Origin of the sequence: Campylobacter massiliensis (genome assembly GCF_014253065.1) — a bacterium.
Classification (GTDB): Bacteria; Campylobacterota; Campylobacteria; order Campylobacterales; family Campylobacteraceae; genus Campylobacter_A; species Campylobacter_A massiliensis.
On record NZ_JACLZK010000001.1, the window covers coordinates 407471 to 431629 of the forward strand.

General features: G+C 47.7%; 22 protein-coding genes. 18 read left to right on the forward strand and 4 right to left on the reverse strand.

The features are described from left to right. Window positions 1-14: 14 nt before the first annotated feature. Entirely contained in the window at window positions 15-1319 is a 1305-nt protein-coding gene (gene sstT, locus H7R39_RS01930; RefSeq protein ID WP_185897734.1) for a serine/threonine transporter SstT, read from the reverse strand. Window positions 1320-1461: 142 nt separating this feature from the next. Here sstT and metK point away from each other — a divergent pair, with 142 nt between their 5' ends. Both metK and H7R39_RS01940 read left to right on the forward strand, forming a co-directional pair. Next, window positions 1462-2664 (forward strand): methionine adenosyltransferase, encoded by a 1203-nt coding sequence (metK, locus tag H7R39_RS01935; protein WP_185897735.1) that lies wholly within the window; start codon window positions 1462-1464, stop codon window positions 2662-2664. 132 nt (window positions 2665-2796) lie between these two features. Next, window positions 2797-3396, forward strand: coding sequence for a hypothetical protein (locus H7R39_RS01940; RefSeq protein WP_185897736.1), 600 nt, complete (start codon window positions 2797-2799; stop codon window positions 3394-3396). 11 nt (window positions 3397-3407) lie between these two features. Here the strand turns inward: H7R39_RS01940 and H7R39_RS01945 are convergent, their stop codons facing one another. Next, window positions 3408-4709, reverse strand: a complete 1302-nt coding sequence (locus tag H7R39_RS01945; protein WP_185897737.1) for an apolipoprotein N-acyltransferase — start codon at window positions 4707-4709, stop codon at window positions 3408-3410. Between H7R39_RS01945 and yajC the strand changes: the two genes are divergently transcribed. The 16 genes from yajC (at window position 4682) to cysE (ending at window position 22437) form a co-directional block, all read left to right on the forward strand. After that, complete coding sequence (gene yajC / locus H7R39_RS01950; protein ID WP_124850834.1) at window positions 4682-4972, forward strand: preprotein translocase subunit YajC; 291 nt, start codon at window positions 4682-4684, stop codon at window positions 4970-4972. The genes H7R39_RS01945 and yajC overlap by 28 nt on opposite strands. Continuing rightward, window positions 4965-6545, forward strand: a complete 1581-nt coding sequence (gene secD, locus H7R39_RS01955) for a protein translocase subunit SecD (protein WP_185897738.1) — start codon at window positions 4965-4967, stop codon at window positions 6543-6545. Before yajC ends, secD begins: the two co-directional genes overlap by 8 nt. Continuing rightward, window positions 6546-7517, forward strand: a complete 972-nt coding sequence (gene secF / locus H7R39_RS01960; protein WP_185897739.1) for a protein translocase subunit SecF — start codon at window positions 6546-6548, stop codon at window positions 7515-7517. Window positions 7518-7526: 9 nt separating this feature from the next. Beyond that, window positions 7527-7865, forward strand: a complete 339-nt coding sequence (locus tag H7R39_RS01965; RefSeq protein WP_002953043.1) for a DUF6394 family protein — start codon at window positions 7527-7529, stop codon at window positions 7863-7865. Window positions 7866-7873: 8 nt separating this feature from the next. Then, entirely contained in the window at window positions 7874-10345 is a 2472-nt protein-coding gene (gene leuS / locus H7R39_RS01970) for a leucine--tRNA ligase (RefSeq protein ID WP_185897740.1), read from the forward strand. A gap of 3 nt (window positions 10346-10348) precedes the next feature. Continuing rightward, the gene (lptE, locus tag H7R39_RS01975) at window positions 10349-10882 is read left to right on the forward strand and encodes an LPS assembly lipoprotein LptE (RefSeq protein WP_185897741.1); all 534 of its coding nucleotides are present in this window, start codon (window positions 10349-10351) and stop codon (window positions 10880-10882) included. Then, window positions 10872-12419, forward strand: coding sequence for a GGDEF domain-containing protein (locus tag H7R39_RS01980; protein WP_185897742.1), 1548 nt, complete (start codon window positions 10872-10874; stop codon window positions 12417-12419). The genes lptE and H7R39_RS01980 overlap by 11 nt, the downstream gene beginning before the upstream one ends. Before the next feature lie 4 nt (window positions 12420-12423). Next, window positions 12424-13575: a folylpolyglutamate synthase/dihydrofolate synthase family protein gene (locus H7R39_RS01985; protein ID WP_185897743.1), complete on the forward strand. Its 1152-nt coding sequence runs from the start codon at window positions 12424-12426 to the stop codon at window positions 13573-13575. Continuing rightward, window positions 13565-16522 (forward strand): DEAD/DEAH box helicase, encoded by a 2958-nt coding sequence (locus H7R39_RS01990; RefSeq protein WP_185897744.1) that lies wholly within the window; start codon window positions 13565-13567, stop codon window positions 16520-16522. The genes H7R39_RS01985 and H7R39_RS01990 overlap by 11 nt, the downstream gene beginning before the upstream one ends. Beyond that, on the forward strand, window positions 16519-17280 hold the full coding sequence (locus tag H7R39_RS01995; protein WP_185897745.1) for an ATP-binding protein: 762 nt from the start codon (window positions 16519-16521) through the stop codon (window positions 17278-17280). The genes H7R39_RS01990 and H7R39_RS01995 overlap by 4 nt, the downstream gene beginning before the upstream one ends. Then, the gene (locus H7R39_RS02000) at window positions 17280-18095 is read left to right on the forward strand and encodes a TIGR00282 family metallophosphoesterase (protein ID WP_185897746.1); all 816 of its coding nucleotides are present in this window, start codon (window positions 17280-17282) and stop codon (window positions 18093-18095) included. The genes H7R39_RS01995 and H7R39_RS02000 overlap by 1 nt, the downstream gene beginning before the upstream one ends. Window positions 18096-18228: 133 nt before the next feature. Then, complete coding sequence (locus tag H7R39_RS02005) at window positions 18229-18897, forward strand: 3-methyladenine DNA glycosylase (RefSeq protein ID WP_185897747.1); 669 nt, start codon at window positions 18229-18231, stop codon at window positions 18895-18897. Between the two features lie 8 nt (window positions 18898-18905). Further along, window positions 18906-19991: a DegT/DnrJ/EryC1/StrS family aminotransferase gene (locus H7R39_RS02010; RefSeq protein ID WP_185897748.1), complete on the forward strand. Its 1086-nt coding sequence runs from the start codon at window positions 18906-18908 to the stop codon at window positions 19989-19991. Further along, window positions 19984-20877: a Gfo/Idh/MocA family protein gene (locus H7R39_RS02015; RefSeq protein WP_185897749.1), complete on the forward strand. Its 894-nt coding sequence runs from the start codon at window positions 19984-19986 to the stop codon at window positions 20875-20877. Before H7R39_RS02010 ends, H7R39_RS02015 begins: the two co-directional genes overlap by 8 nt. 101 nt (window positions 20878-20978) lie before the next feature. Further along, complete coding sequence (gene cysK / locus H7R39_RS02020; RefSeq protein WP_185897750.1) at window positions 20979-21890, forward strand: cysteine synthase A; 912 nt, start codon at window positions 20979-20981, stop codon at window positions 21888-21890. A 10-nt stretch (window positions 21891-21900) separates the two neighbouring features. Then, window positions 21901-22437, forward strand: coding sequence for a serine O-acetyltransferase (cysE, locus tag H7R39_RS02025; protein WP_442551149.1), 537 nt, complete (start codon window positions 21901-21903; stop codon window positions 22435-22437). 159 nt (window positions 22438-22596) lie between these two features. Here cysE and H7R39_RS02030 read toward each other — a convergent pair whose 3' ends face one another. Next, a complete protein-coding gene (locus H7R39_RS02030) occupies window positions 22597-23505 on the reverse strand; it encodes a 3'-5' exonuclease (RefSeq protein WP_185897751.1) in 909 nt (302 codons plus the stop codon). Beyond that, entirely contained in the window at window positions 23502-24149 is a 648-nt protein-coding gene (gene rpe / locus H7R39_RS02035; RefSeq protein WP_185897752.1) for a ribulose-phosphate 3-epimerase, read from the reverse strand. Before rpe ends, H7R39_RS02030 begins: the two co-directional genes overlap by 4 nt. Between the last annotated feature and the right edge of the window lie 10 nt (window positions 24150-24159).

A 24159-nucleotide genomic window follows, 5' to 3' on the forward strand; every position in this document is an offset into this window, starting at 1 on the left:
TTGCAGCCTTAAATTTACTCTATAGTTTCTGAAGCTACGGCGGTGAAAAGTACGTCTGAGGCGCTATTTACGGCTGTTTCTACCGAGTCTTGGATCACGCCGATGATAAATCCTACGCCGACAACCTGCATCGCGATGTCGTTACCGATACCAAATAGCGCGCAAGCAAGCGGCACCAGTAGTAGCGAACCGCCAGCGACGCCGGAAGCCCCGCACGCGCCAAGAGCCGAGATAAAGCAAAGCAGTAACGCGTCGCCAAAATCAACAGTGATAGACGGGATCGAATTTACCGCTGCAAGCGCCAAGATGCCGATAGTTACGGCCGCGCCGCCCATGTTTATAGTGGCTCCTAGCGGGATCGAGATCGAGTAGAGCTCCTCTTTTAGTCCTAGCTTTTTACAAAGCGCCATATTCACCGGGATATTTGCCGCGGACGAGCGAGTGAAAAACGCCGTAACCGCACTCTCTCTCACGCAAGTCATCACTAGCGGATAAGGGTTTTTCTTGGTAACTACAAACACCATCGCAGGATAAACGACGAAGGAAACGAAAGCCATCGAGCCTACTAGAACGAGGATTAGTTTTAGGTAGCCTGCAAGCGCCTCAAAGCCCGTCTCGTGGATGCTGATGGTAACTAGGCCAAAGATACCAAACGGCGCAAGGCGGATGATAAATCTAACGATTTTAGTCACGCCGTCGCTGACGTCTTGGAATACTTTTTTAGTTTCTTGCGTGCAAAATCTCATCGCGATACCGCCGCCCACGGCCCAAGTGATGATGCCTATGTAGTTGCCGCTAGAAAGCGCGGTGATAGGGTTTTGAACCATTTTAAAGATGAGGTCTTTTAGGACGTCTACGATGCCTTGCGGAGCGCTCATATTTGCGCTCTCGACGCCTTTTAGCACGAGCTCCATCGGGAAAAGAAAGCTAGCGACAACCGCAACTACGGCAGCTAGAAAAGTGCCGACTAGGTAAAGCGTAACTACCTTTTGCATGCCTTTTGCATGGCCGAATTCTTTCACGATGATAGACGTCGCAACTAGTACGAAAACTAGGATCGGAGCGATAGCTTTAAGCGCGCCGACGAAGAGGTTGCCCAAAACGGCAATAGAGTTTGCGACGGAATTTGCTACGTCGGTTATGTCTTTTTTTGCTGCGGCTAGCTGTGCTGCGTCGCTCACGCCTTTTGCGATTAGTTCGTTATAAGGAGCCGCCTGATAGTGCGTCCAAAAGCCGATAACGGCGCCTAGAGCTATGCCGATTAAAATTTGAATGATCAAATTTCCGTCGGCGAACCTTTTTGCTAGTTTGCTAAACATTCTAGTGTCCTTGCCTTAAAATTTAATTTTAGTTTAGGATTATAGCCGAATTTACGCGGAATTTACAAGCTTTGAGCGAGATTAATTTGAATTTTATTATGAAATGTTACAATTGCGAGATTAATTTTCATAAAGGAAAAGCATGTATTTATTTACTTCTGAGGTTGTGAGCCCGGGTCATCCGGATAAATGCGCCGACATCATTGCCGACAGTATCGTCGATACGATCTTGATGCAAGATCCAAACGGCCGCGTCGCTAGCGAAGTTTTCGTCGCGGGTAAAAACATTATAATAGGCGGAGAGATAAACTCTAAGGTCAAGTTAAGCTTCAAAGACTACGAGGGTATCGTTAAAAACGCGCTAGCTAAAATCGGCTACGACGGCAAGTCTAAATTTACGAAAGAGCAGTGCCTGCACCCCGACGACGTAGAGATAAAAGTCTGCATAAATCAGCAAAGCGCCGATATAAACCAAGGCGTCGATCAAGAAGGCGGCGAGATAGGCGCCGGGGATCAGGGTATAATGTTTGGCTTTGCCAGCTGCGAAGCGAACGAATATATGCCTGCAGCCATAACCTACGCTAGAATGCTTTGCGATAAGGTTTATAAATTTGCCAAAGCTAATCCCGATAAACTCGGCGTCGATATCAAAACTCAGGTTACCGTAGACTACGGCACGAAGGATAACTTTGAAAGTTGCAAGCCGCAAAGCATCCATACTATCGTTGTTTCGGCTCCTTGCGTCGAGACGATGAAGATAGAGGAGCTGCGCGCCCTAGTGCAAACTCTCATCGACGACGCGGGCTTGCCAAAAGGCCTTTACGATAAAAGTAAAACGCTCATCTATATCAACCCGACCGGCCGCTACGTAAATCACAGCTCGCTTCACGACAGCGGACTAACCGGCCGCAAGCTCATCGTAGATAGCTTTGGCGGATATAGCCCGATAGGCGGCGGCGCGCAAAGCAGCAAAGACTACACGAAAGTCGATCGCAGCGGTCTTTACGCAGCGCGCTGGATAGCTAAAAATATCGTCGCTGCGGGCCTTGCTAAAAAATGTATCGTCCAGCTAAGCTACGCTATCGGTATGGCAAAGCCTACCTCTGTTAGCGTCGATACGATGGGCACGCAGATCGCGGGTATAAACGACGATATGCTGTCAAATTTCGTTAGCGAAAATTTCGCCCTCACTCCGCGCTGGATCACGAACAAATTCGGCCTGGATAAACCTGGCAAAGATACGTTTTTATACGCTAAAGTAGCAGCCAAAGGTCAAGTCGGAAACGCCAAATATCCGTGGGAAAAGCTTGATGCGGTCGATACTTTCAAGGCTTTGATTAAATAATTTTGAAAGCCCGCTAAATTTAACGCGGGCTTAAATTTACCCTCAAATTTAAGGCTTCGTATGAAATTTCATCCCGCTTTACGTCTTAAATTTTACTTCAAAAACGCGCGATAAAATTTAAAGAGAATTAAAATGCAAACGGCAACAAAACAAAACGGCAAAAACAAGACGCTCGGATTCGTTTTACTCGGGCTTTGCCCGTTTTATTTTATCTGCGCGCTAGGCATTTTTGTATTGCCTTTTGACGTGCTGGCTCGCTCGTCTTTGGCAAGAGATTTCGTGGAAGCTATGCTTAAAATTTACCCGGCCGTAGAGCGAGCTTTTTCTCACACGGATTTTACGCAAAAGGCCGCGTTTTATATCGCTTATATGGGGATTATCAAGGTCGTCACGCTTGTCGGTTTCGTCGCGGCTTGTTTGCTGTGCGGCAGTAAAGAGAATAAAGCTCGCGTGATGAAACAAGCAAGAAAAGAAAATCCGGTAGCGGGATTTTTTCTTTCATTTTGCGGCATTTTGTGGGCTGGTTTTTTGATAAATATGGATTTTACGGGTTATTATATCGGATATCGTAAACCAAGAAATTCGCCTGAATACGAATGGGTGCTGAGGTCTCCCAGCGAGCTATTTTGGCAGATGTGTATTGATTTTATGTTTGTAGTTTTTGTTGCAGCTTGTATATTTTACGCGGTGTTGCAAATTCGGCTGCTATTTCGCAAACGCAAAAACGCCTAAATTTAGCAAATTTATCTAAAAAATTTATCGAACAAGCCCTGTTTTGGCGTTATTATCTCAGACGGCGAGCCGTTTACGCTGTGATAGATGGCTTTGCCGTATTTCGTCGCGTAGTATTTGAGTAAATTTCGCTGTAAATTTGGCTCGGTACTAGGCACGAACCAGCCGTTGTTAGTTACCGCAATCATGACGTCAAATTCACCCTCAAATAGCTCGTCCCTAGTCGCTTCGTAGCAGATCGCGTTTCTGATTTTTACGCCCTCTATCTCGTAGTCGCTAGGGGTGCTTGCCGTCTCAAAATCCTTTGCTCCGCTGAAAAATATTTTATTTATCAAATCACGTGCAAATGCCGGTAGCGGGATCTCTTCGCCAAAAGGCACAAGGATAAATTTATCCATCCGCCGCATCTTGCCGCGATCAAAGAAAAACGCCGAGTTGTAGTTGGTGCCGTTTTCGCGAGCTAGCGCGCCGGCGACGATAGCGATCTTTTGCGACTTTTCGAGCAGCTCTGTGATGAGATTTCGCTCGTGCGTCATATAGACGGGAAAGGCGTTCTCGGGCAAAATAATCGTCCTAAATCCAGCGCTTATCGCCTCGTCTATGATGTCTAAATTTTGATTTATAAACTCGTTTTTTAGCTGCTTTTGCCACTTTAGCTCTTGCGGAACGTCGGTGTTTGTTAGCTTTACTTCGAAAGGCAGGGTTTTAAAATTTGGCGTATCATACTGCACCGCGCAGGCTAAAAGCGCGACAAAAGCGATAAATTTGAAGCGGTTTTTGACGTAAAACAGGCACAAAATAGCGGCGAAAATAAACGTAAGCGCGAGCAAACTGGGCGCAAATATGCCCGGCACGAAAACGGCTTCTAAATTTAGCCAGTTAAAGCCGAAGGGATGGATGTTTGTAACTAGGATAAGCAGCAAGGCCCTTAGCCAAATTTGAGCCGGGATACCTGCTATCAAAAACAGCGCGCCGTAGATGATCCCGATAGCTAAAATTTCAAGCGGGATGAGGTAGCCAAGCTCGTAATAAACGAGGCTAAAGCTGATCCAGTAAAACCATGAAATCCCGACAAAAAATCCCGTCCAAAAAAAGCCGCGGCGGTCAAATTTGAGCAGCAAATAAAAGCCCGCGATCGCAAAAAACGGCGAGATAAAATTTAAAATTTCGCCGCCTAAAACATCGGCTAGTATAAAATTTGATATTAAAATCGCGCCGACAAAGGCTTTTATTATAATTTTAGTGCTAAAATAAGGGCTTAAAATTTTTTTTATTAAGGAACCCCATGCAAGAAGGAAATTTCGTAGCTTCATTACTGCCTCTAGTCGTGCTTTTCGCGATATTTTATTTTTTGGTTATCAGACCGCAGCAAAAACAGCAAAAAGCTCATGCCGCGATGATAGCCGCACTCGAAAAGGGCGACAAGATCATAACTAGCGGCGGACTAATCTGCGAGGTGATAAAACCGGAAGAGGATTTTATCAGAGTTAAGCTTAACGACGACGTAATCGTGCGAGTTTCACGCGAATTCGTCGCGAGAAAAATAGAAAAAACAGAGACGAAAGCAAATGCGTAACGGCAAAATAACGTATAGGCTGATTATCTTTGCTTTGGCTTTGATTTTCGGCATTATCTTTTCCGCGCCGTCTTTTACTGACAAGCTAGGCGGCTCTAAAATCAGTCTAGGACTTGATTTGCAGGGCGGACTTCATATGCTCCTTGGCGTCGAAACCGAGGAAGCCATACACTCAAAGATCAAGTCGATAGCCGCTAGCGTGAACTATTTTGCGAAAAAAGAGGACGTTTTGATAGATAGCTTTAAGATCCGCGAAGACAAGGTGGACTTTGAGCTACTTGATGCGGACGAAGCCGCTAAAATCGACGGCATGCTAAAAGATATCAAGGGTCTTAACGTACAAAAAGACGGCCTAAAATACTCGGTCGGCTTAACCGACGCCGAGAAGGCCGAAACGATCGAATACGCGATAAATCAAGCGGTCGAAACTATCAGAAACCGACTCGATCAGTTCGGTCTGGCCGAGCCTACGGTAGCAAGACAGGGCAAGGATAATATCCTAGTCGAGCTTCCGGGTATCAAAACGGCGGCCGACGAGCAGCGCGCACGCGATCTCATAGCAAAAGCCGCGCACCTCCAGTTGATGGCCGTCGATGAAAAGCGCCAGTCGCAGGCAAACTCTATGAGCGAAGCCGAGGCTGAGAGCTACGGCGATATCGTCTATCCGGACGTCAAAAACGAGCAGATAAAATACGTCGTAAAAAACATCCCCGTACTTGACGGCGCGATGCTAACGGACGCTAGAGTCGCCTTTGATCAGCGCACGAACTCGCCTATCATCAGCTTTACTCTAAACGCCGAGGGAGCTAGAATTTTTGGCGATTTTACGGGCGCAAACGTCGGCAAGCGCCTAGCTATCGTGCTTGACGGTAGGGTTTACTCGGCTCCGTCGATAAACGAGCGAATCGGCGGCGGAAGCGGTCAGATAAGCGGCGGATTTAGCGTAGAGGAGGCTCACGACGTAGCTATCGCGCTTAGAAGCGGCGCTCTTTTGGCTCCGGTAAAAATGCTAGAAAAACGAAGCGTAGGACCAAGTCTGGGCGCCGATAGCATAAAACAATCTATGATCGCGCTAGCCTCGGCTTCGGTTTTGGTGGTGCTGTTTATGATAGCTTATTACGGATTTAGCGGCATTTTGGCAAATATCGCGCTTGTCGCAAATATCTTAATATTAGTCGCCGTGATGGCGATGTTCGGCGCTGCTCTAACGCTACCTGGAATGGCAGGCATAGTGCTAACCATCGGTATGGCCGTGGATGCAAACGTCATCATAAACGAGCGTATCAGGGAGCTGCTGCGCGACGGAGCCAGCATCGCAACGAGCGTGAAAAAGGGCTACGAAAACGCGATGAGCGCGATCATAGACGCAAATTTGACCACGCTTATCACATCGGTCGTGCTTTACGCCTACGGTACGGGTCCAGTCAAGGGCTTTGCCGTTACTATGGGCATAGGTATCATTGCTTCGATGATAACGGCGATCTTGGGTACTCACGGTATGTTTGATACGATTATAAATAAAATAGAAAAAAGCGGCAACACGCGGTTTTGGTTCGGTTATAAAAGGGTATAAATGCAATTTTTCTCAAAGGCACATGTTTATGATTTTATGAGCAAGCGCTACATCGCGCTAGCCGTCTCAGCCGTGCTATTTTTCGGTTCGCTTTTTTTGATGGCGACGAAAGGCTTTAACTACGGCATCGATTTTTCCGGCGGTACGCTCATCCAGGTGAAGTACGATAGCGCAGTCTCGCTAGATAAAATTCGCGCGGCTTTGGCAAAAGACGAAGCCTATAAAAACGCGAGCGTTACGGAGTTTGGCTCGGCGGAGGAAGTTACGATTAGATTTTCTGGGGCAAACTCAAATTTGGGTAGCGACGTCGGAGCTAGCGTCGCCGAGCTTTTAAAAGATACGGGTAAATTTGAGATCCGCCGCACGGACGTGGTCGGACCTAAAGTCGGCGACGAACTACGCGAAAAAGGTATGATGGCGCTTGCGATCTCGCTCGTCGGTATTTTGATCTACATCGCGTTTAGATTCGAGTGGAGATTTGCGATGGCGGCGGTGGCCTCGGAGATACACGACGTCGTGATCACGATGGGCGCGATCAGCTTTTTTGCTATCGACGTAAATTTGGACACTCTTGCGGCGATCCTTACGGTCGTAGGCTACTCGCTAAACGATACGATCATCGTCTTTGACCGTATCAGAGAAAATATTAAAACCAGCAAGAGCACGCATCTTGACACGATAATAAACGAATCGGTCTCCGCGACGCTAACTAGAACGATACTCACTTCAGGCACCACGCTCATCACCGTCGTCGTGCTATTTTTGTTCGGCGGAGATATGATACACGGATTTTCTTTGGCGCTGATAGTGGGCATCGTCATCGGTACGCTTAGCTCGATATTCGTCGCCGCGCCTATGCTTTTATGGTTTAAATTTAGCGTGGAGAAATACCGCGCTATGGAATCGGAAAAGGCGCGCGTGCAAAGAGAGAAAGACAAGCAACGCGCGATGTTTGAAAAAGGCACTATATAAGGAGAAGCGATGAACTGGGGTAAGGTTGTTTATATATTTTTCGCGCTTATGAGCCTGACTACGACGGCGGGGTTTTTGTACGATAAAAACGAGATTGCGCTATTTGTAGCGGCGAGCGTAAACGTGATCTCGACGCTGCTAAAAATCGGCGTCAAAAACGTCTTTGCCGCCGAGCTTTTTGCTAGCTCGCTAGTGGCCGACTTGCATCTTATTCCGGCTTTTGTATTGCTTCAGGTAAACGGCAACGCGCATATGGCGTATTCGCTAGCGATCGGCGCCGCGATAGCAAACGTCTTTTCTCTAGCGCTTGTTTTGGTTGAGTCCGGCAAGACGCAAGAAGAATTTTAGGAGTAAAAATGAGTGAAATTTTAAAATACGAGCCGGCAAAAATAGAAAAAAAATGGCAAGAAATTTGGAGTAAAAACGGCGAATTTGAGCCCAAAGACGACTATAGCCTACCTAAAAAATACATCCTAAGCATGTTTCCGTATCCTAGCGGACGTATCCATATGGGGCACGTGAGAAACTACACCATCGGCGACGCTCTCGCTCGCTACTACCGCAAGCGCGGCTACAACGTCCTTCATCCGATCGGCTTTGATAGCTTCGGTATGCCTGCGGAAAATGCAGCGATAAAGCACAAAATTCATCCTAAAATTTGGACTTACGAAAATATAGACTACATGCGCGGCGAGCTTGAGACGCTAGGACTTAGCTTTTCTAAAAAGCGCGAATTTGCGACTTCCGATCCGCTTTATACTAAATTTGAACAAGAGTTTTTCATCAAAATGTACGAAAAAGGGCTGGTCTACCGCAAAAGCGCAGTCGTAAACTGGTGTGAATACGACCAAACCGTGCTTGCAAACGAGCAGGTCGAGGACGGATGCTGCTGGAGATGCGGTAACGCCGTCGTCCAGCGCGAGCTGCCGGGCTACTATTTAAAGATCACCGACTACGCGCAGGAGCTGCTAGACGACCTAAAGCGCCTTGAGGGCAAATGGCCGTCTCAAGTGCTCACGATGCAGGAAAACTGGATCGGCAAGAGCTTTGGCTTGGAGTTTAAATTTGAGCTTGACGAGGAGTCGAAGCAAATTTTAGAAGGCGGCGAGCAGATAGACGGATTTGAGGTATTTACTACGCGCCCTGATACGATTTACGGCGTTAGCTATGCTGCCTTGGCGCCTGAGCACAAGATCGTAAAAAGGCTGCTTGACGGCGGTAAGCTTGAGGCGGCCAAAGCCGAGAGAATCAGAAAAATTTTAAACCAAAGTCCGCGCGAACGCCAAGCCAGCGAAAAAGACGGACTGTTTTTAGGTATCAACGTCTTGCATCCGCTAACCGGAGAAAAAGTGCCGGTTTGGGTGGCGAATTTCGTCCTAGCAGACTACGGTAGCGGCGCGGTTATGGCGGTGCCGGCTCACGATGAGCGCGACTATGAGTTTGCGAGCAAATTTGACCTGCCTATAAAATGGGTGGTTAAGCCTGCACAGGGCGAATTTGAGGGCGGCAAAGCGCTAACTGAATACGGAATATCTATAAATTCGCCGCTCATAAACGGTCTTGGCAGCGAAGAGGCAAAACTAAAAATAATAGAAAAATTTGAAGCGGACAAGATCGGCAAACGCGTCGTAAATTTTAAAATCCGCGACTGGGGTATCTCTAGACAGCGCTACTGGGGCGCGCCGATACCGATGGTGCACTGCAAGTACTGTGGCGTCGTACCTGAAAAGATCGAAAATCTGCCTGTGACGCTACCTGACGACGTACAGATAACGGGCGAGGGAAATCCGCTCGATAAACACGAGAGCTGGAAGCACGTAAAGTGTCCAAAATGCGGCGGAGAGGCTATCCGCGAGACCGATACGATGGATACGTTTTTTGAGAGTAGCTGGTATTTCGCTAGGTACGCGAGCGACGAAAAAACGTGGCAGGATCGCGCGTTTGACGCTAAAAGCGTGAATTATTGGATGAACGTAGACCAGTATATCGGCGGTATAGAGCATGCGATCTTGCACCTGCTTTACGCGAGATTTTTTCAAAAGGCCTTACGAGATCTAGGTTACTTAAGAGATGACGAGCCGTTTGAGCGCCTGCTTACTCAGGGCATGGTACTAAAAGACGGCAAAAAAATGAGTAAAAGCAAAGGCAACGTGGTCGATCCAGATGACATCATACATAAATACGGCGCCGATACGGCTAGGCTTTTCATCCTATTTGCTGCGCCTCCGCAAAAAGAACTTGAGTGGAACGACAGCGCTGTCGAGGGCGCGTTTAGATTTTTAAATCGCTTATACGAACGAAGCTCGGGCTTAAAAAGATGCATGCAAATCCCGCAGATAACGCACGCAAATTTGAGCAAAGAAGAAAAATACGCACGCATGAAGGTTTATGAAGCGCTTAAAAAATCAAACGACGTTTACGAGGAAAATTTTACGTTTAACACCCTAATCGCCGCCTGCATGGAAGCTCTAAACGCCGTAAATGCGCAGGATAATCGGGACGTAACGACGGAAGCCTTTTTTATCATCTTAAATTTGCTCGAGCCTATCGTGCCGCATGTCGCAAACGAGCTTAGCGAGCAGTTATTTGCTAGGGCGAATTTTACGAAAATAGAAATTTTAGACGAGGTTTTTGAAAAAGATAGCTTAAATTTGGCTATCACCGTTAACGGCAAAAGGCGCGGCGAATTTGAAGCGCCGAGCAGCGCAAACGAGGACGAGGTTTTGGCTCTAGCTAGACAAAGCGCGGCTAAATGGCTAGAAGGAAAAGAGATAATCAAACAAATTTACGTGAACGGAAAGCTCGTAAATTTCGTAATAAAAGGCTAAAATTTGAAGATAAAAATTTTACTATTTTTAGCGGCTTTTATCTTGGTCGGATGCGGCTATAAGCCCGTCTCAAAGATCACGAACGACATAATGGGCGACCGCGTATACGTAAACGTGCTAATAAGCAAAGAAGAGCCTAAAAATAGCGTCTGGATCAAAGATAGCGTGCTGGAGGGTATCGTAACAAGGCTAGGCAAGCGCATGAACTACGATAAAAACGAGCCTACGACGATAACCGTTTCGATCAAATCACTCAATTACCAAGCGTTGCTATATGATGAAAACGGCTACGTGACGTCGTACAAAGCGATACTAACGCTAAATTTCGATACTAAGTTAAAAGGCGGCAAGATACTATCGGTGACGACTTCGGGCGAGCATGACTTCACCGTTTCGCAAAAAGTAAGGGATACTAGATTTGCCGACGGCGTTATCAGCGAGAGTGAGAAGTATAACGCCATAAAAGAGGCTTCGCAGGAGGCTTTTGACGAGTATATCGCAGTGCTTGCGGTAAAGGGGCTAAAAAATGGCAATTAGCGTAAATCAGATCATAAGAGAAGCTATACAGGCAATAAAAGATCGCGGACTCGTATTTACTCCGGATAACTACGCAGAGGTTTTTTGCGAGATAGCGAAAAAAAACGGCGTTACCTTGCCCGAGTGCCAAAAACTCGAAAAATACGTCGCAAGATTAAATGATGATTTTAAGGATCAGCTAAAGCAAAAAAACGTAAAAAACGTGGACGAGCTTTTTGCGTTTATGGCCTCTAGGTTAAATTCGCCAAGCATAATAGACAACTCAAAGCTCGTAAGCTCGCTTTTGCTAATGAATAAAAGGGTTTTGCAAAGCATATCCCTCTTACACAACAAAAACGCCAAAGAGCTCTCTGAAAGCAGCATAGAGGCGCTAAACAGGAGGCTTGACGTAGCCACGGTAGAAAAGGTAAAAGACAAGTGGTTTGATTTTCTAACAGATTACGACGATTCGTTTTTAAAGCGTCTTGGCTCATACGGCATAAAAAAATTCGATGATTTGCAATCTATCGTCATAGAGCTTGATAATGCGACTATAAAAGAGCTAGATAGCACGCAAATTTACGAAAAAATAATCCCGCTCATAGCTATGATGCTAGAGCCTTCTATTACCGATAAAATCAGCGACGACGTAAGAAAAATAAATAAAATTTTAAAAAGCGATCCGAGCCTGCTCGAAGACGGTCAAACAAGAGAAAAGATAGAAGAACTGACCAAAAAACGAATCGAGCTAGATAAGGCCGAAATTTTAAATAAAGTCGGCGTGCTCGATAAGGTTTTAGACGGCATAAATAACCAAATCGTAAGCCTAATCAGCAGCTCGTCAAAAAGCTCTAGCACGATGCAGTACATCAAAGACGATCTAAGCTCGATAAATTTGCGCGAAGATAGCTTTGAAGGCATTAGAGATAAGATGCTAACCATCGCCGACGCTCTTGACGGCGAGGTTAAGCAGCTGGGCGAGCAGATGGTAAACGATCAAAAGACCATAAAAGAGCTTCAAGAAAGAGTAAATAAGCTAGAAACCGATCTAGAAAGCGCAAGATCTCAAAGCAAAGAGGACTTTTTAACCAAAACCGGAACTAAAAAGGCGCTAGTTGAAGAGCTCGAGCGAATGGAACAAAAATACAACAGATACGGCAACGATTACGGCGTTTGCTTTTTTGATATAGATCACTTTAAGCGCATAAACGACGTTTACGGGCACGAAGCGGGCGACGTCGTCTTGGCTACCATAGGCAAGATGCTTAGAAAATACTCCCGCCAGGCTGATTTCGTCGGTAGATACGGCGGCGAAGAGTTTGTTATTTTATTGCCCGAGATCACTTTGGCCGATGCGGTTAAATTTGCCGAAAAGATGCGAGAAATCGTGCAAAATTCTAAATTTATGTATAAAGGCGAGCGCATAGACGTAACGGCAAGCTGCGGCGTAGCGATAAGAAGCGCGAGTACGGGCTCGAATGCGACGATAGAAGAGGCCGACAAGATGCTTTATCAGGCAAAGCAGGGCGGCAGAAACAAGGTCATGCCGGAATGCTAAATGAATGTTAGATAATTTTTTAGAAAACAAACCCCTTTTTTATAAGGAAATCAACCGCGCGCGCATGCCAAACGCCTTTAAATTCGTGCAGAGTGCGTTTAAAATACCAAAAATCATCCATCTTATCGGTACGAATGGCAAGGGCAGCACGGGGCGATTTTTAGCGCAGATGCTCGCGCGCGGTCATAGCGTCGGCCACTATACGAGCCCGCATATCTTCGAGTTTCGCGAGAGATTTTGGATGAACGGCGCCGTGGCTAGCGCGGATGCGCTCGAGACGGCTCACGAGAGGCTGATTAAAATTTTGCCCCCCGAGGTCGCGCGCTCGCTTTCGTATTTCGAGTATGCGACGCTGCTTTGTGCTCCGCTTTTTGAGGGGTACGACTTTTTCGTCTGCGAGGCGGGCGTGGGCGGCGAATTCGACGCTACGAACGTATTTGACAAGCGCCTTAGCCTCTTTACTCCGATCGGCTTTGACCACACGGCGCTACTGGGCGACACGATAGAACAGATCGCGACGACTAAATTTAACGCGATGTCGGACGTTGCTTTAATGAACGACGATATGAACGAGCTTTGCGTCGGTATCGCTAGGCAAATCGCTGCTAAAAAGGGCGCAACGCTCAAATTTGCTTCCCAAAATTTAAGCGACGATGATAAAAATGAGATTAAAATTTATGCGGAAAAATTCGGCTTACCAGAGTTTTTACGTTCAAATTTGACTCTCAGCTCTTCGGCGTTTAAGGAGCTTGGGTTTAGCTTAAATTTAGCAAATTTGGGTGCGCTAGATCTAAATGGACGCTGTGAAAAGATCTCGCCAAACGTAACGATCGATGTCGGGCACAACGAGATGGCGGCGCAAGCTCTCGTGAAAAGATTTGAGGGCAAAAAGCTAAATTTGATCTTTAACGCCTTTGCCGATAAGGACATAAAAGCCGTCCTAAAGGCGATCAGGCCAATCGTCAAAAAAACCTACATCATCGAGTACGAGACGCCGGGCCGCGAGCTTGCGACGGAGCAGGTGAAAGAGGCTTTGCGCCAGCTCGGTATGGAGTTTGCCGACTTTACGGACGTGCGCGCGGACGAGGAGTATCTGGCGTTCGGGTCGTTTTACCTCGTGGAAGCCTTCCTAAAAAGGTACCGCGGTGCAAAGTGAGGTTTTTGAGTATTTTTTAAACGGAGGCGATGCGCAGCTACTCGTCTGCGAGGATGACAAGGAGGCCATCGCGGCTCTTAGCGCGGCGGAATTTGCCGGGCTTAAGGTATTTAGATTGCCCGATTTTAGGGCGCGAGAGGGCGATGATCTGCGCAGCTTTAGCGCCGAGCTTTTCGAGCTATCGTCCGAGCTAGCCAAATTTTACGAATTCGAGGGCAAAAAACTCCTCATCAGCCCCGTTTGCACTGTCCTAAACAAACTTCCGGGCAAAAAACACCTACAAAAGCTAACGCTAAATTTCGGCGATAAAATCGATCCCAAAGAGCTAGCCGAAAAGCTATTGCGCTTTGGCTACGAGGCAGTCGATATCGTGGAGAGCGAGGGCGAGTTTTGCGTTCGCGGCGAGATCATCGACGTTTTTTGCGTCGGCGCGCAGGAGCCAAACCGCATTTTGCTTTTTGACGATGAGATAGAGAGCATCAGACACTACAGCACGCAAACGCAAATTTCAAACAAAACCGAGCTAAAAAGCGTTGAAATTTCGCCTTTTATCGCGGCTCTGGGCGAGGCCGAGTTTGAAAAAACGTCAGAAAAAATAAAAGATATGCAAACGGACGCGCTAATCAGCGACCTAAAGACGCTTGGATTTTGGGCGATAGACGGTTTTATCGACTATACGCGCGAATTTAAAACAGTTTTAACGAAAAAATTTGACGGCTTTGAGCGGGATCTAGGCGAGGTGGCAAATTTGCCCGTATTGCCCGCAGCTAAAGTTTATAAAGATTTAAGCGTAACTCCAAACGCCGATTTTTTCGAGCTAAATAAAAATAAAAAAATCAAGGTTTTAGCGCGCAACGAAGGTCTTTTTAACGCATTAAATTTAAGCGAATATCAAAACGTAGAGTTCGTGCAAACCGAAGCGGCGTTAAATTTGGTCTCACCAAGCGAAATCATCGTTTCGCTAAATAAATTTGAAAAGAAAAAGCGCGCCAAAAAACCGAGTCTAGTCATCGACGAGCTAAAGGCGGGCGACTACGTCGTGCACGAGGAGTACGGCATCGGCAAATTTACGGGGCTTGAAAAGCTAACGGTGCTCGGCAGGACGCGCGAGTTCGTCGTGATCGTTTATCAAAACGAGGACAAGCTGCTTTTGCCCGTGGAGCATCTAAATTTGATCGATAGATACGTTGCCGGTAGCGGTAGTATCGCGGTTTTAGACCGTCTAGGCAAGGCGAATTTCGCCAAGATAAAAGAAAAAGTTAGAGCCAAGCTTTTCGTTATCGCCTCAAAGATTATTTCACTAGCCGCCCAGCGCGAGCTAATCCGCGGCGAAATCATCGAAAAGGACGATGCGGAGTATCTAAATTTCTTGCAAAACGCGGGCTTTGCCTACACGAGAGATCAGGAGCGCGCATCAAGCGACATCGCAAACGATCTAAAAAGCGGCAAGGTGATGGATAGGCTGCTTAGCGGCGACGTGGGATTCGGTAAAACCGAAGTTGCGATGAACGCGATATTTAAGTGCGTAAAATCGGGCTTTCAGGCGCTATTTTTCGTGCCGACGACGCTTCTTAGCTCGCAGCATTTTAAAAGCCTAAAAGAGCGGTTGGGCAAATTTGACGCTAGCGTCTTTAAGCTTGACCGTTTCACGAGCGCAAAGGAAAAAGCGGTAGCCATAAAGGCGCTAGAGTCCGGGCAGCCTTGCGTTTGCGTGGGTACGCACTCGCTTTTGTCGGTTAAGCCCTCAAATTTAGGCCTCATCATCATCGATGAAGAGCATAAATTCGGCGTAAAACAAAAAGAAAAACTAAAAGAGATTTCAAGCGCCTCGCACGTGTTATCTATGAGCGCGACGCCGATACCACGCAGCCTAAATATGGCGCTTTCAAGCGTCAAAGGCTACTCCGTATTGCAAACTCCGCCAAGCTCGCGCCTAGACGTGCGAACCAGCGTGCGCGAGTGGGATGAAAAGGCGGTAAAAGAGGCCGTCATGCGCGAACTGCGCCGCGGCGGGCAAATTTTTTATATCCACAACCATATCGCCACGATGCCTCAGGCAAAAAAGCAAATTTTAGACATCATGCCAAATTTACGCATCCTCACGCTACACTCCAAGATCGACGCCAAGACGACCGAAGAGGAGATGATGAAGTTTGAAAACGGCGAATACGACGTGCTGCTAAGCACCAGCATCGTAGAAAGCGGTATCCATCTGCCAAACGTAAACACCATCATCATCGAGGGCGCGAATAAATTCGGCATCGCAGACCTGCATCAGCTACGCGGACGCGTCGGCAGGAGCGACAAGCAGGCGTATTGCTACTTTCTAGTCGAAGACAAAAACGCCCTAAGCGCAGACGCGCTAAAACGCCTAGTCGCGCTTGAGAGTAATTCGTTTTTGGGCTCGGGCAGCGTGCTAGCCTATCACGATCTAGAGATCAGAGGAGGCGGCAACCTCGTCGGCGAAGCTCAAAGCGGCCATATCGAGGCGATCGGCTACTCGCTCTATATAAAAATGCTTGAAGAAGAGATAAATAAACTACTAAATAAAGAGAGCTTTGAGAGCGCGAAAATCGACCTGAAACTTAGCATAAACGCATTTTTAAACTCAGAGTTTATCGGCGAGGATAGGCTGCGCTTGGAGCTATATAGACGGCTTAGCAAGTGCAAAGAGGTCGCCGAGGTTTATGAGATAGAGGGCGAGATCGAGGATAGATTCGGCAAGCCCGACATCTACACCAAGCAGTTTTTAAGCCTCATTATAATTAAAATTTTAGCGATCAAAGCGGGCTTTAAAGCCATCTCAAACGCCGAGCAAAACATCGTGCTAACCGCGCAAAACGGCGAACAAACCAGACTAAGATCAAAGAGCAAAGACGATGATGACGTGATAGAAGAGATCTTGATCTATCTTAGAAAACTAAATAAAGGACGGGCGGAAAAATGATAGACTGGAATACGACTGCCGCAGCGATTTACAGGCGTAAATTCGGCGCATTAAAAGGCGTGATAGACGTTGATTTTACGCAGCTTGAAGGGCTTATCGGGATAGAAAAACAAAAAGAAGAGCTCGTAGAAAATACGCGAAATTTTTTAGAGGGTAAGGGTGCCAATCACGCGATACTGTGGGGCGCTCGAGGCTGCGGTAAAAGCAGCCTGGTTAAGGCCGTTTTTACTAAATTTTACCCAGATGGCCTGCGACTAATCGAGCTAAAAAACGACGAGCTGGAGATGATACCCGAGATCATTTACGAGATCAGGGATAGTAGTTTTAAATTTATCATTTTTTGCGACGATCTTAGCTTTGAGGCCGGAGACATGAGCTATAAGTTTTTAAAACCCGTGCTTGAGGGCTCAATCGAAAAGGCGCCTAAAAACGTGCTAGTTTACGCCACCTCAAACCGCCGCCACCTGATCAGCGAACTAAAAAGCGACAACGAGGGCGCGAAGGTCGGCGAGACGGAGCTGCACTATAGCGACGCGGTCGAGGAAAAGATCGCGCTTAGCGATAGATTCGGGCTTTGGCTCAGCTTTTATCAGGGCAGCTTTACGGACTATCTAAAGATCGTGGATTTTTATTTTAAAGATTTCGTAGGCGACAAAACGATGCTTCATGAGCTAGCAAAGCAATACGCCCAGCTACGCGCGAGCCGCTCCGGACGCACCGCGAGGCAGTTTTATCTAAGCTATAAAGATAAAATTTGATGGCAAATTTAACTAGAGTGGGCTTTGTGGGCGATATCGTCGGACGCGCTGGACGAAGCGCGGCGATACAAAATTTGCCTAAATTTAAGCGAGAATTCGAGCTTGACTTTATCGTTGCAAACGCCGAAAACGCGAGCGGCGGCTTTGGTCTAACCGCAATAAACGCGCACGAGCTGCTTGGCTGCGGTATCGACGCGATCACGGGCGGCAACCATAGCTTTGATAAAAAAGACGTGGTAGCGCTGATGGACGCCCTGCCTATCATCCGCCCGTATAATCACTTCGCGGGAACTGCTGGGCGCGGCGCGATAAATTTGAGCAAAGAGGGCAAGAGTCTAAGCGTGGTAAATTTGATGGGGCACTACGGCTTGCCGCATACGAACAACGCCTTTTTTGAGGCTGAGCGCGCGCTAGAGGAGTGCGAGAGCGAAAATATCCTCATAGACTTTCACGCCGAGGCCACGAGCGAGAAAAACGCGTTTTTTAGGCTATTTTGCGGGCGAGTGGGAGCCATAGCCGGCACTCACACGCACGTGGGAACCGATGATTTGCAAATAGTTAGCGGCACCGCATACGTGAGCGACGTCGGTCTTAGCGGGGCGTTTGACGGCGTCATTGGCATGGACGCGGAAGCGCCGGTGAAGAGCTTTTTAACGGGGCTCAAGCACTCGTTTAAAGTAAATGAAAAATGCAGGCGAATCTTTCAAATGGTCGTGTTTGAATTTGACGGCGGGTGCTGCGCGGATGCCTTTAAGATCCGCGTGATAGACGGAGTTAGCGAGCCTTTGGTACAGCGAGCGGTTAAATTTGCATAAGCGAGCGCAAATTTGAGCCGCGCAAGGCTAGCTACGGCTTTTACTCAAATTTAAGCGAAAAGGCGTTTTGGGCTGTAAATTTGAGTAAGAGCCAGGCGTAAAATTTGCTAAAAAACAAAGAAAAAGGAAAACGATGGATAGCACGCAGCTTTTTTTGGCGCTAAAAAACGCGGGCGTAAAGGCTGACGCGGACGGCCCTCTTTGGTGGCCAAATGCGGGCACTTTCGAGGTCGTGGTCGGCGCCGTCTTGATACAAAATACCAACTGGAAAGACGCCGATAAAGCGCTAAATAATCTAAAAAACGTAAATTTGATGAGTCTGGAAGGTATCGTAAAAACTCCCGCGGCCGAGCTTGCCTTGCTCATAAAACCAAGCGGCTTTTACAACACCAAGGCAAAACGCCTAAAAACGCTTTGCGAGGCGATTTTTAAAAAATTCGGAGATTTTGAAAATTTCAAAGAAAACGTTAGCCGCGAGTGGTTGCTAGGCATCAAAGGTATCGGCGCGGAGAGCTGCGACGCGGTGCTTTGTTATGCGTGCGGGCGCGAGGTGATGGTCGTAGATAGCTACGCTTTGCGGATTTTGAGCTTTTTTGGATATGAGTTTGAAAGCTATGAAGAGGCGCAGGAGTGGCTGGGAGCCGTAGATAGCGAGCAAATTTGCAAAGCCTACGGGCGCGAGCTAAACATGAATGAAATTTACGCCAAATTTCACGGCAAGATAGTGGAGTTTTGCAAAGCGCACTTTAACGGCAAGAGGCTAGACGAAACTGGCGAAGAGATACTAAAATCCATAAAATAGGGGCAAAGATGAAGATAAATTTTATAAATTTACAAGCTCAGTATCAAAAATACAAAAACGAAATCGACGAGCAGATCAAAGAGGTGCTGGATAGCTCGGTCTATATCGGCGGCAAGGTTGGCGAGCTGGAGGAAAATCTGGCTAAATTTAGCGGCGCAAAGCACGCGATAGCTTGCAGTAGCGGCACGGACGCGCTGCTGCTAGCCTTTATGGCGCTTGATATAAAGCCCAGCGACGAGATCATCACGACGCCTTTTACCTTTATCGCTACGGCCGAGATGATAGCGTTTCTGGGCGCAAAGCCCGTGTTCGTCGATATCGACGAGAGGACGTACAACATTGATCCAAATTTGATCGAAACAAAGATCACGCCAAAGACCAAGGCTATCGTGCCGGTGTCGCTTTTTGGGCAGGCGGCAGATATGGCGGCGATAAACGCTATCGCGCAAAAGCACGGCTTAGTCGTCATCGAAGACGCCGCGCAAAGCTTTGGTGCGAGCCAAAACGGCGTAAAATCCTGCAATCTTTCGCGTATCGCTACGACCTCGTTTTTCCCGGCTAAGCCGCTTGGCTGCTACGGCGACGGCGGAGCGATATTTACGGACGACGACGCCCTAAACGAAAAGATACGCATCCTACTAAATCACGGCCAGTCCGAGCGCTACATCCACAAATACGTCGGCATAAACGGCAGACTCGACGCCATCCAGGCGGGCATTTTAAACGTCAAGCTAAAATATCTCGGCGACGAAATCGCAAAACGCCAAGAGATCGCTGTGCGGTATTCTTGCGAGCTAAAGGGCGTCGTAGCGCCTTTTGTCGCACAGGGCAACGTCTCGGCGTGGGCGCAGTACTGCATCCGCGTAAAAGATAGGGCGAAGATGCTAGAAATCTGCGCGCAAAAAGGCGTGCCGACGGGAGTTTATTACCCCGTGCCGCTGCATTTGCAAGAGGTGTTTAAGGATCTTGGCTACAAGCGGGGAGATTTTGCCGTGAGCGAGGCGGTGGCGCAGGATATAATGGCGCTGCCGATGTCCGCGTTTGTAACCAAGGAGGAGCAAGACTACGTCATCGAGGTTATAAATAATGCTTAAATTTGCGCTCATAGGTCTTGGTGTAATGGGTAAAAACCACTACCGCGCTCTACAAAACGTCGGGGGCGTGCAGATAGTTGCGCTTTGCGATCCGTTTAGCAAGGAAAATTTCGCGCAAAAAATTTACGCTGATCTTGACGAGATGCTAGAGAGCGAAAATTTAAACGCCGCCGTCATCGCTACGCCGACCTCGCTACATAAAGAAGCGGCGCTAAAATGCATGCGAAAGGGGCTAAATTTGCTCATCGAAAAGCCCGTTTGCGCAAACGCCGCGGACGCTCAAATTTTACTTGAGGAAGCTAAGCGGCGAGATATAAAGGTAGCCGTCGGGCACGTCGAGCGCTTTAATCCCGCGATCGTAGCGCTAAAAAAAGAGCTTGAAAACGAGGAAATTTATAGCGTGCAAATAACCAGAAACGCGCCCTTTCCGCAGCGAATCGCGGATGTTGGCATACTGGCCGATCTATCAGTGCACGATATAGATCTCATTAGATTTTTAAGCGGCAAAGAGATAAAAAGCGCCGATATAAAATGCTCGCGCAAAATCCACGCCAAATTTGAAGACAACGCGGTTTTGTCGTTTGAGCTTGATGGCGAGATAACGGCTCTCATCGCTACTAGCTGGCTAGCGTACAGACGCAAAAGAACGGTTGAGGTTGCGTGCAAGGGGGCGGTTTACGAGGCTGATTTGCTAAATCAGAGTCTCGTTAAATTTAGCGAATTTGACGCAAGCTCGTGCAAAATGCAAAATATATTCGTAAAAAGAACCGATCCGCTAACAAGCGAGCTAGAGGACTTCGTGCGTCTCTTAAGCGGTGAGCAAAGTGCGGGCGCGAGTATAGAAGATAGCCTAAAAACGCTAAAAATCATAGAGAATGCGAGCTAAATTTTAGGCTGAAATATAAAAGAAAATTTATTTTTTTATATTTTATTTATATTTATGGAAAAAGAAGTTATTATTACACGATTTTTTCAAAAGGAGTCTAAATGATATATGAAAACATCGTTCAAACCATCGGTAAAACGCCGATCGTAAGGATAAACAGCGTGCACGAAGAGGGCATGGCTGAAATCTACGCAAAGCTTGAGTTTTTTAACCCGGGCGGCTCGGTAAAAGATAGAATCGCCGCAAATATGATCCTCGGTATGCAAAAAGAGGGCACGCTAAAAAAAGGCGACGTCATCGTGGAGCCAACTAGCGGCAACACCGGCATAGGCGCGGCTATGGTCGGCGCGGCGATGGGATACAAGGTCGTACTAGTGATGCCTGAAACTATGAGCATAGAAAGACGCAAGCTACAAAAGGCCTACGGAGCGGAGCTAGTGCTAACCGAGGGCGCAAAGGGCATGAAGGGCGCGATCGAAAAAGCAAACGAGCTCGTGCGCGAAAAAGGCTACGTGATGCTAAGTCAGTTTGAAAATAAATTTAACCCGCAGGCTCACGAACTAACGACGGCAAAAGAGATCATGGACGACTTCGGGGAGCTTGACGCGTTTGTAGCGGGCGTAGGCACGGGCGGTACGCTAAGCGGCACCGCAAGAGCGCTAAAAGCAAACGGCTATAAGACTAAGATCGTCGCCGTCGAGCCAAACGACTCCGCCGTGATCTCGGGCGAAAAACCCGGTCCGCACAAGATCCAGGGCATAGGAGCGGGCTTTATCCCGGCTACGCTTGATACTGCTTGCATCGACGAGATAGAGCGCGTGGATAACGACGAGGCCTTTGAGACGGCTAGAAAGCTGGCTAAAGAGGAGGGTATCTTGCTAGGTATCTCGGGCGGCGCGGCTCTGGCGGCTGCGGTAAAGGTCGCAAAGAGGCTAGGTAAGGGCAAAAAGGTGCTTTTCATAGCTCCTGATAACGGCGAGAGATATCTTAGTACTCCGCTTTACGAGGCGTGATTTGGGACTGATAGCTGAGCTAAACGAGCTGGTCGCGACCGTGCGAGAAAAGGACCCGTCGGTAGCCTCGTGCTGCTACGGGGCGATCCTCGTCAATACTCCGGGCATCCACGCCGTCTTTTTTCATAGATTCGCGCACTTTTTGCATGTTAAAAATTGGCGATTTACGGCGCGCTTCGTTTCGCAGATGTCGCGCTTTTTAACGGGTATCGAGATACATCCGGGCGCCAAGATCGGCAGGCGGCTTTTTATCGATCACGGTATGGGCGTGGTTATCGGCGAGACGGCCGAGGTGGGAGATGACGTGCTGATCTATCATCAAGTAACTCTAGGCGGCACGGGCAAAGAGTGCTGCAAGCGCCACCCGACCGTAAAAAACGGCGTCACGATAGCAGCCGGCGCAAAGGTGCTAGGAAACATCCTGATCGGCGAAAACGCCAAGATAGGCGCAAACTCGGTAGTGCTAAAAGACGTGCCCGATAACGCCACGGTCGTAGGAATCCCTGCTAGGATCGTGCGAATAAACGGCGAACGAGTCGGCGAGTAGGTCAAATTTGCGCCGACCTTGGCTGCTATTTTTATAAATTTACTTTTTTATTCTGTTAAATTTGAAAGATTTCTAGGCGGCAGAGATAGAGTATATTTTTGCGAGCTTATATCGGGCTTCAAATTTAGCAAATTTAACTACGGCAAAATTTAGTTAAATTTACTCGTCAAATATTGGAAGTTTAGGCTCTTTTTCTTTTTGTATTTTGCCGCCGACGTTTAAAATTTGAGACTCGCTTGCTTCGCTCAAATTTTCATTGTCGTCAAATTTGACCGGTTCGCCGGCTTCATTCGTCGTGATTTTTAGTCGCTTCATCGTCTTAGCCGATTTGCTAAATTCTATTAGATCCTCGGTCGTTTTTACCTCGCTCGGGAGCTTTTGTAGTGAGTATTTAAAAATTTCAGCCGCTGCGATAGCGTCGCTTAGTGCCCTGTGGTGAGTGTTCTTTATGCCTAAAATCTCTTTTAGCGTGCCTAAGCCGTATTTTGGCGAGGCGATAGTGCGGCGGGCTAGGTCGATCGTGCAGAGTTTGCGGTTTAGTAGCTCTCCGTATCCTAGCGCCTCTAGCGTCGCGCTGATAAAGCCATAGTCGAAGCGAGCGTTGTGTGCCACAAAAACGCTCTGGCCTAGAAAAACTTTAAATTGTTCCATGACAAAGGCTAGGCTTGGCGCGTTTTTTAGGTGTTCTGCGGTGATGCCAGTTAGTTCGCTGATATTTTCCGGGACGTAGGGCGCGTACACGAAGGTTTCAAATTTGCCGATTATTTCGCCGTTTTGTAGCTTTAGCGCGCCGATTTCGATGATCTGGCCGCTATTTATACCACCGCTAGTTTCTATATCTACGACGCAAAAAATTTGATCTTTTATCTCTTTGCGGCGAGTTTTTAGCTCGATTTGGTTTTTTGCGGTGCGGGTTATGTCAAGCCCCAGCGCGCGCCACATCTGCACGTCGCGAACATCAAAAAGCTCGGTGTATTCGTCCATTTGCTTGGTTGCGGCGACGAAGTCCGCGTAGGGCACGTTTCGCTTAGCGATGACGGCTAGTAAATTTTCAAAATCTTGGTTCAAAACTCGAGCTTTAGCGAGCGGATAGAGTGCTCGTATGAATTTGACGAAAATATATAACTGCCCGCCACGACGATATCCACGCCCGCTTCGTCGAGCTGCGCGACGTTTAGTCCCGTCACGCCGCCGTCGACTTCGATCATACATTTAGCATTTTTGCGCTCGATCATTTCGCGTAAGCTGCGGGCTTTTTCGAGCACCGAAGGGATAAACTTTTGACCACCGAACCCCGGATTTACGCTCATTAGCAGCACCATATCGACCTCGTTTACGATGTGCTCGATCGCCCAGATCGGAGTATGCGGGTTTAGAACGATGGCAGGCCCCACGCCGTGACTGCGGATATGATCTATTAGACGTAGCGGATGCTTTTCCTCCTCGATGTGAAAGCTTAAAAATTTAGGCTTCAAAGGCAAAAAAAGATCCGCAAAAAAGGTATTGTTTTGCACCATCAGGTGTATGTCTAGCGGCTTTGTAGCGGCCTTTGCTACGGCGTTTACGACGACGGGGCCGATGGTTAAATTTGGCACGAAATGCCCGTCCATCACGTCAACATGCACGAGATCGGCTCCGGCCTCGCAGATGGCCTCGATCTCGGCTCTTAAATTTCCAAAATCAGCCGATAAAATACTCGGTGCTACGTACATTTGATTATCC